General features: G+C 45.6%; 9 protein-coding genes. 3 read left to right on the top strand and 6 right to left on the bottom strand.

Annotation, left to right across the window (positions count from 1 at the left end; all coding sequences use genetic code 11):
* Both hflK and hflC read left to right on the top strand, forming a co-directional pair.
* Positions 1-846, top strand: an 846-nt coding sequence (gene hflK, locus VST71_10790) for an FtsH protease activity modulator HflK (protein MEC4686204.1), incomplete at its 5' end; no start/stop codon positions are given.
* Complete coding sequence (hflC, locus tag VST71_10785; GenBank protein MEC4686203.1) at positions 843-1,793, top strand: protease modulator HflC; 951 nt, start codon at positions 843-845, stop codon at positions 1,791-1,793. The genes hflK and hflC, both read left to right, overlap by 4 nt.
* An 86-nt stretch (positions 1,794-1,879) precedes the next feature.
* Here hflC and VST71_10780 read toward each other — a convergent pair whose 3' ends face one another.
* The 6 genes from VST71_10780 to rpsU all read right to left on the bottom strand — a co-directional run bounded on the left by VST71_10780 (position 1,880) and on the right by rpsU (position 7,016).
* Positions 1,880-2,182, bottom strand: coding sequence for a HigA family addiction module antitoxin (locus VST71_10780; protein MEC4686202.1), 303 nt, complete (start codon positions 2,180-2,182; stop codon positions 1,880-1,882).
* 15 nt (positions 2,183-2,197) lie between these two features.
* Entirely contained in the window at positions 2,198-2,455 is a 258-nt protein-coding gene (locus VST71_10775; protein ID MEC4686201.1) for a type II toxin-antitoxin system RelE/ParE family toxin, read from the bottom strand.
* 39 nt (positions 2,456-2,494) lie between these two features.
* Positions 2,495-3,775 carry a hypothetical protein gene (locus VST71_10770; GenBank protein MEC4686200.1) on the bottom strand — a complete coding sequence of 427 codons (1,281 nt, stop codon included), beginning with the start codon at positions 3,773-3,775 and terminating at the stop codon, positions 2,495-2,497.
* A complete protein-coding gene (locus VST71_10765; protein MEC4686199.1) occupies positions 3,759-4,877 on the bottom strand; it encodes an SPFH domain-containing protein in 1,119 nt (372 codons plus the stop codon). The genes VST71_10770 and VST71_10765 overlap by 17 nt, the downstream gene beginning before the upstream one ends.
* 137 nt (positions 4,878-5,014) lie before the next feature.
* Positions 5,015-6,616 (bottom strand): DEAD/DEAH box helicase, encoded by a 1,602-nt coding sequence (locus tag VST71_10760; GenBank protein MEC4686198.1) that lies wholly within the window; start codon positions 6,614-6,616, stop codon positions 5,015-5,017.
* Positions 6,617-6,821: 205 nt separating this feature from the next.
* Positions 6,822-7,016, bottom strand: coding sequence for a 30S ribosomal protein S21 (rpsU, locus tag VST71_10755; protein MEC4686197.1), 195 nt, complete (start codon positions 7,014-7,016; stop codon positions 6,822-6,824).
* A 460-nt stretch (positions 7,017-7,476) separates the two neighbouring features.
* Here rpsU and VST71_10750 point away from each other — a divergent pair.
* Positions 7,477-8,391 (top strand): phosphoenolpyruvate carboxykinase (locus tag VST71_10750; GenBank protein ID MEC4686196.1); only part of this gene is annotated, 915 nt, incomplete at its 3' end.

Raw genomic sequence — 8,391 nt, 5'->3', positions numbered from 1 at the left:
GTCGGGGTTGTCCTCAGGTTTGGGAAATTTGTCCGCACAGTCGATCCCGGATTAAACTTTAAGTTGCCTTTTGGAATCGAAAAGGTATATAAAGTACCTGTCCAACGGCAATTAAAGCTCGAACTTGGCTTCCGAACAACTAAGCCCGGTATCAGGACTGAGTATTCCTCCAGAAAATATCAAGAGGAGTCCTTGATGTTAACAGGCGATCTTAATGCCGCTGAGGTGGAATGGATTGTACAATACCGCATCAAGGATCCTTACAAATTCCTGTTTCGTGTAAGGAACTCTGTGGGAACATTCCGGGATATCAATGAGGCGGTCATGCGAGAGGTTGTTGGTGACCGTACAGTGGATGAGGTCTTAACTGTCGGCCGTCAGGAAATTGCCAGTACTGTTGCCGTAAAAGTTCAGGAATTATGCGATCAGTATGAGACGGGGATAAAAGTAGAGCAGGTGGTGCTTCAGGATGTTAACCCCCCTGAATCTGTAAAACCTGCTTTCAACGAGGTTAACGAAGCCCAGCAGGAGCGCGAAAAATTAATTAACCAGGCCCTTTCCGAATACAACAAGGTAATTCCGAGGGCCCGCGGTGAAGCGGAGAGGACTATCGAAAAAGCAAAGGGATATGCGCTGGAACGGGTTAATAACGCACGCGGTGAGGCTTCAAAGTTCGATTCTGTTTTCAAGGAATATATGAAAGCAAAAGAGGTAACACGTCAGCGTATTTATCTGGAGACAATGAATGATGTCATGCAAAAGGTTGGAAGAAAGCTGATCACCGATGAGGAAGTCACCGGGATTCTGCCTTTATTCCAGCTTGAGAGGGGAGGTACTGAAAAATGAAAAAAAAATACATAGTAATTGCGGCTGTTGCAGCTCTTGCATTGATAGTTATAGCCTCCTCAGCTTTCATTGTAAACGAAACAGAGCAGGTCATAATCACACAGTTTGGTAAACCCATAAGCAAACCGATTATAAAACCTGGGGTGCATTTCAAGATACCCATTGTTCAGCAAGCCAATTTCTTTGACAGACGTTTTCTGGAATGGGACGGCAGTCCTAACCAGGTACCCACGAAAGATAAAAGGTTCATCTGGGTGGACACTTACGCGCGCTGGCGCATAAAAGACCCGCTCCTGTTCTTTCAGCGTGTGAGGGACGAACGTGGCGCCCAGTCCAGGCTGGACGATATCCTGGACGGTGAGACCAGAAATGCAATTGCCAAACACGTCCTGGTTGAAATAATTCGTACAACCAACCGGGAATATCAGACAAGTGAAGCCTTGCTGGCCGGTGAAGAAGCCAAGAGTTTAGCCCAAATTAAATACGGCAGGGAAAAAATAGCACGTTCCATTGTTGATGCAGCTTCTCCCCGCACCCTTGAACTCGGAATTGAATTGCTCGACCTGAGGTTTAAACGGATTAATTACGTGGAAGAAGTTCAGCGGAAGATATTCGAACGGATGATTACCGAACGTAAGCGCATAGCGGACAAATTCCGTTCCGAGGGTCAGGGGGAGGCATCCAAGATCCTGGGCAATAAGGAGCGTGAGTTAAAAAAGATCCAGTCCGAAGCATACAGAACAGCTCAGGAAATCATGGGAAAGGCTGATGCTGAAGCGACTACCATCTATGCCAAAGCCTACAACCAGAACCAGCAATCCCGGGATTTCTATGCCTTCCTGAAAACCCTGGAGACCTACCAGACAACGTTATCTGAAAAAGACTGGTTGATCCTCTCCACAAAGAGCGATTTCTTCAAATACTTCCGAACACAAACCGGCAAATAGATATTTTAATCCGGGAGCTTCAAGCTCCCGGATTTCCCTCTATTTTTCTATTATAGCCCCTCTTCCCTCTGTTACCATTTGCTCTTTTATACCTTTGAATACTCTTTTACTTCCTGCTCTAACCGCTTTCCAAGTTCATCAGCAGTTACATCCAGATCATATTGAACCTGTAGTCCAAGCCAAAACTCTGGTGATATACCAAAATATCTGGCTAATCTTAGCGCTGTGTCAGCCGTTATTCTTCTTTTTTTAAGTACAATCTCATTAATCCTGCGAGGTGGCACACCTATATCATGGGCTATTTTGCTCTGGCTTAATCCCATGGGCTTAAGAAATTCCTCCAGAAGCACCTCTCCAGGATGAACAGGATATAATTTCTTCTTTACCATCATTGCATCACTCCTTTAATGATAATCGGTTATTTCTGCATTATACGCATCTTCACCTTTCCATACAAAACAAATACGCCATTGATCGTTGATCCGAATACTATATTGGCCTGCTCTATCTCCACTCAACTTTTCAAGTCTATTAGCAGGTGATACTCTCAGGTCATTGATATTCTTAGCATTGTTTATCATCCTTAATTTCCTCAATGCAATTTGTTGAATATCATTGGGTAGTTTCCTTGACCTTTCTCGATGATATATCTTTGTGGTCAGACGTTATGCTCAGAAGGAAAAAGTATATTCCATAAGGTTCTAAAGGTTCCTTCCGTATTTCAGGGCATTTATGTTGAGACTCAGGTGCATCTCTTTCTGAAGGTATTCATGTGTGTTTTTGCTGAAGGGAACAAGGACGAGCAGGGACTCTTGCGGGGTTATCTTAATTTCATCAATAAGGGGGAGAATATTCCTCTTCGGTACCGCCATATTCACAAGGGTGATCTTGAGGCCCTGCAATGCCTCTTCAGCAGGCAGGGTTACGGGAAAAACCCTTGCCTTCGGCACCCTGTGTCCTGCCTCAACCACTAACTGGGCATTGGTTGCAGCCTTTGCCGTCCTCTGAAAGAGCTCGGGCCGGATTTTGAATGCAGGCGACCAGAAATGTATCTCCTGCTCTTCCCAGCCTTTCTGTATCGCCTTCGGGAGGTTGGCAAACCTGACCAGGTCTGCATATGACTTCAGAGTGACCCCGGTTATCCGGACCTTCATCCTCCAGAAAGGAAGATAGCGAGGGGAATCCTGTTCTCCTGGAATTACCGCAAAGTCAAGGTTTTCAAGGCTGTTCCCTGAGGCCTTCCATGCAGTATCACAGTTCCTGCAAAGGAGCACCAGGCTGTCTTTTTCACCCTGGAGGTCCCAGCCGCAGCGGGGACAGAGGGTCGGGATGAAAGAGATTTGACCATCCCGGAGTTTTTGAAAAGAGAGAGCACCTGCTTCCCTGTCGGGAATGGGTGCAACACGGTTTTCTGTAATGGCATCGTACAGCGCATTGCCCCTGATAAATACGGGAAGGTATATCAGGCTTGTCGTCTCGCCTATGTATGCCCTGTGGTAAACTTTTTCTCTGGAAATGTGGCTGGTTTTCTGGTTTGCAATGCTCAGGTGCTCAACAGAGAGCAATTTCCTTTCGATCCATGAAAATACCGTCTTGAATGGCTGATGGGGAAGGAAAAAGTGCGGCTTCAATTCAGGAGAAACAAATCTCAGCGGTACGGCCTGGGGCCTTACTCCAAGGGAGTGCGGAAGTTTGTTGTAATCTGCTGCAAGGGCCGTGGCGTCTATAATCCTCTGCTCTGTCCTGTTTGCCTTGCATAAAAAGGACATCCCCTTGAACCTCCAGTAGGGGACAAAGATGACCTCTTGCATGGACGGATCCGTCGGCGGAATGTAGTACCTGAAGAAATCCCCTGGTGAGAGAAAAAGCCTTACCCTGCAGAAAGAGCAGGCAAAAAGCTTGTCTGTCTCCTCAAGGAGGACAGGAGCCCCGCATTGGGGACACTGCTGCTCTATCTTCCAGTTGTTAGATCTTCTGACCACACTGATTACAGTAAACCGAATCAGGCAGATTTGCCGTTCCGCAGTGAGGACACTTTTTCTCGACTGGTTTCTGTTCAACCGGGTTGCCGCAGCGCATACAGAACCTGGCGTGTGGCGGAAGGTTTTGTCCGCAGTGTTCACATTGCTCGAATATAAGTATCTGGTGGCCGCAGTGTGGGCAGAACCTTGCATCCTTTGTGACCGGGTTGCGGCACTCAGGACACTTAAGTGCTTCTACCGTCTGTGCTGTCTCTGAATTCTTCATCATGTCTGCAAACATGGAGGGCATCATTAAGCCAAACCCCATTCCCATGCCTGCCCCGGCCTCACCCTGTACCTCTGAGGCCTTTTCCATAGCCATGGCCGCCTTCATCTTAAAAAGGCGGTTAAGGTCATCAAAGACATTGAGCCTGCTCTTGTCATCTATCGCCTTCTGGACTTCAAGTGGCGGAGTTATGGAATTTATGTAAAGATTGGCAAGCCCAAGGCCATAATGGCTGAAATCCTCCTCAAGACGTTTCAGGAGGCCATCGGAGATTTCGTCGTACCTGCCCGGAAGGTTCAGAAGGGTATCCAGGTTTTCACCGAGGTGATCGTTAAAACGGGAGACTATTACCTTGTTCAGATAATCTCCTATCTCTTCCGTGGTATATACGCCCTGTGTGCCCACAAGCCTGTTGATAAAGAGGACCGGCTGGATTACCCTGATGTTAAAGACGCCAAATGCCCTCAGACGGATAAGGCCGAGTTCCGAGTCTCTGAATGCAACCGGGTCCCTTGTCCCCCACTTGAGGTTGGCAAAGACCTTCATGTTTGCAAAATAGACCTCAGCCCTCAGGGGACTCGTCATGCCCCAGGGTATGCTCAATATCTTGGTAAGGATGGGGATGTTTGCTGTGGTGAGTGTGTGTCTTCCGGGCTCAAAGGCATCAAAGGCCTTTCCGTTATAGAAAAAGACCGCTGCCTGGCTCTCCCGGACAATGAGTTGGGCCCCGTATTTTATCTCTCCGGAGCCTGTTTCAGGGATCCTGTGAACCATCTCCCTGCCACTGTCATCAAACCACTCAATGACTTCCAGGAATACTATGTTGTTAGTTCCCATGAGTTATTGTCCCTGTACTGAAGCATCTTCGGAAAAGTACAGATGAATTCTGAGTATAAATCTTTCTTTAATCGTAATCCCCCGAAGAATTTCGGGGGATTACGGAAAGAAAACCTGAGTTTATACGCAGACTCTAACTATACTGCCCTTACATTATCAAAAGCCATGGATTTCTTTGCCCTGGCAGGTTGTACGCGTATCTTCCTGCCGTTCAGAACGGAATTATCCACAGAACTTATCACCCTTTCAGCAAGATCATGAGGAATTTCAACAAAGCTGAATTTATCAAAGAGTGCGATATTCCCGATCTTGTTGCCCGGGATATTTGCACCCGATGCAATAGACTTGACGATGTCGGCAACCTTCACCCTGTCTCTCTTGCCCACGGTCATAAAGAGTCTTACATAGTTCTTTGCTGAGGAGATATCAGACAGCCCGACTTCATCTTCCTCATCGGTTTCCATATCTGAAAAGATAAGGCTCAGGGCAGAAGCAGCTATATCACGCTGAGAATACTTATTGGAAAGCTCGTCTACCATGGCTAAATATCCGGAATGATTTTCATCCTTGATTATGTCATCAATCTCATCAAGTATTTCTTGCTCCCTGGCCCTCCTGACCTCATCCCTGGTGGGCAATTTTGCCTTTTCAATTCGTGTTTTTGCAGACCGTTCTATGAGTCTCAACTGTCTGTACTCTCTTGGGGTAACAAAGGTAATCGCAATCCCGGATTTACCCGCCCTTCCGGTCCTTCCGATACGGTGGATGTAACTATCCGGGTTCTGAGGTATGTTGTAATTGATCACATGGGATACATCGGTAATATCCAGTCCTCTTGCTGCAACATCAGTGGCAACAAGTATCTCAATATCGCCTTTTTTGAATTTATCCATCATCTCATCCCTGTGAGACTGCGTAAAATCCCCGTGTATTGCCCCTGCATAGTATCCCATCTGCTGGAGTTTGCCTGCTACCTCATCCACTTCCCGTTTTGTATGACAAAAGACCAGGGTAAGGGAAGGATCTTCGACATCAAGCAATCTTGTAAGGGCCTTTATCTTGTATTCCTCTCTAACTTCATAAAAGACCTGTTTTATCTTCAGGACAATCATGTTCTTTGCATCCACCGCAACCTTCTTTGGGTTATTCATGTATTTAGCGGCTATACGTATTATTTCTCGAGGCATGGTAGCTGAAAACAACATGGTCTGCCTCTCTGCAGGTATCTCCTTCAGAATAGTCTCGATATCATCAATAAACCCCATATTGAGCATCTCGTCAGCTTCATCAAGCACCAGGGTCTGGATGTTTTTAAGGTTAAGCGTCTTCCTGCGGATATGGTCTAACACACGTCCAGGGGTGCCGACAATAACATCAACACCCTTCTTTAGAGAGCGTATCTGCCTTTCAATAGACTGACCGCCGTAAATAGGGACCGAGAGTATTCCCTTGTTCTTGCCGATCTTGTTCAGTTCCTGAGCTACCTGCACTGCAAGCTCACGTGTTGGTGCAAGGATGATTGCATATGGAACCTTGCCCCTCTTTCCTTTTTCTATAATAGGAATACCGAATGCTGCGGTCTTTCCTGTACCGGTCTGTGCCTGGCCTATAATATCAAGCCCCTCCATTGCCGGGGGAACTGCGCTCTCCTGTATAGGCGTTGGTTTTTCAAACCCCATCTCAGAGAGTGCGTTAAGCACTTCGTCTGAGAGATCAAAATTGTAAAATCTCTTATACATTTTTCTCCTTTTTTTCGTAATAATCCAACCCACCGCCGAAATTGCAGAGATACTTAAACAAAAAACGGGATATTTCAAACTTTATCCAAGAGGTTTTCAACAAAAATCTATTGTTTAATTGTTTCATGGTTTTTTCTCTGTTATCCCCGGGGTGAAATATTACTCTTTTCAATTAGATATACTTCTCTTAAATAGGGCTACTGCTCTATTTATACTGCCTTCTCATCCTGGCGTTTTTAATCCTTCTCTTTTGGGCCTCCCTCTGTTTTCTTCTCTTTTTAACTGAAGGTTTTTCATAAAAACGTCTTTTCTTCAACTCTCTGAAGAGTCCTTCCTTCTCTGCCACACGCTTAAGGAGCCTGATGGCCTTATCTATATGTCCGTTAACTCTTATCTCCAATTGCCTGATTTCCTTTCTCCCTGTAATGGTTCCCGGGATCTGACTTTTCCGTACCGGGTCACTGCCATCCTCCTGATTATGGATGGAAAGCACAAAACAATACCGATATTCATTTACACATTCGTTTGATTTTATTAAAGACTATAGCTTTTATTAAATAATTACCCTCAACCCGATGCAATTAACCGATAGCTATCCGCAACCCCTCCTCTTTATTGAAATTCAACCTCAGTAAACAAAAAAGCCGCAAAATCAAAAGCTTCTGCGGCTTTCTACTCGCCAAAAACTTCCGAGGTATTTCCATTATGGCATATTTCATGAACAAAAAGCAACGGAACTTTTTTATACTACCCACTAATAAAAGCAAAGCAACATCTGCTATAATATATTCTGATATAATACATTAGTTACAGCTAATACAACTAAAGCACAGGATTTTTCGTATAAAAAACAACAAACTATGTTGACAGCAAAAAAACCATATATCATAACCCGCGGAAAGGTGATAGTAGACTATTCGGGCCTTTACTGTGATACGCCGGAGCAGCTCCTGAGGAGTGAGCTGTTTGAAGAGACGGTTGACCGTTTTATAGAGCGAATCGCAACCAGGGAGAGTTCAATCTTTGCGTTCCTGAAGAACAATCTGCCCGGGCTGAAAAGAAATGAACTAACCGGATATATTGTAAACCTCTTCAGACTGCTCTCCAGCCATACAGCTGAAGAGATTATTGCCATGAACAGCGAGTTCAGGGTCATCCTTTCTGAAAAAGAATACCTGCATGACTTTATCGAAGAGCTGTACAACTACTGGAGAAGGTTTGAGAGGTTTATCTATCTCGAGGCCCCAAAAAGGTCCAGGTACTCCAAAAGCAGCATCCACCATGCCCAGTTCATAAAATTGAATGAGGAGTTCAAGAACCTCGTTCTCTTTGTTTACAGACGTATCAGTGAAAACCTGACAGGCAAGAACCCCAGGGTTTACAGGCAATTGCCGGCCGGGGCAAACATGGGCATGCTCCTTGAGAGGATAGACTGGGATTGTCCCGAGACATATACCACCCTGAAGGACATACCTTTTATACGGCTTTCCCTTATAGAGCCTCCGCTGATACTGTACCCTGCAATGAATAAAAGAAAGGGCAGCTTTGAAGAAATACCGACGTTAACAAAGGAAATGCTCCTGCTTAACCCGGAGGAATGGTTCTGTTTTCCTGCAAAGGTCGGCGACCTGACCGCCTTTATATATTTCCATCGGGATTTTATATCCCTTGGACTCACTATGAGCAATCTCTTTGAGATAGCGGATTATGAGGATATAGAGGACAGGAGGCCTGACCTGATGCTGATCTTCGGCCTTACAAATGACAACCTCACT

Source organism: Nitrospirota bacterium (assembly GCA_035873375.1).
Taxonomy (GTDB): Bacteria; Nitrospirota; Thermodesulfovibrionia; order Thermodesulfovibrionales; family JdFR-85; genus BMS3Bbin07.
Note: the sequence above shows the minus strand (reverse complement) of the source record. Positions and strands in the feature narration are given on the sequence as shown.

Coding starts and splice junctions, on each gene's coding strand:
- hflC (MEC4686203.1), top strand. CDS start 843: ATGAAAAAAAAATACATAGTAATTGCGGCTGTTGCAGCTCTTGCATTG.
- VST71_10780 (MEC4686202.1), bottom strand. CDS start 2,182: ATGGTAAAGAAGAAATTATATCCTGTTCATCCTGGAGAGGTGCTTCTG.
- VST71_10765 (MEC4686199.1), bottom strand. CDS start 4,877: ATGGGAACTAACAACATAGTATTCCTGGAAGTCATTGAGTGGTTTGAT.
- VST71_10760 (MEC4686198.1), bottom strand. CDS start 6,616: ATGTATAAGAGATTTTACAATTTTGATCTCTCAGACGAAGTGCTTAAC.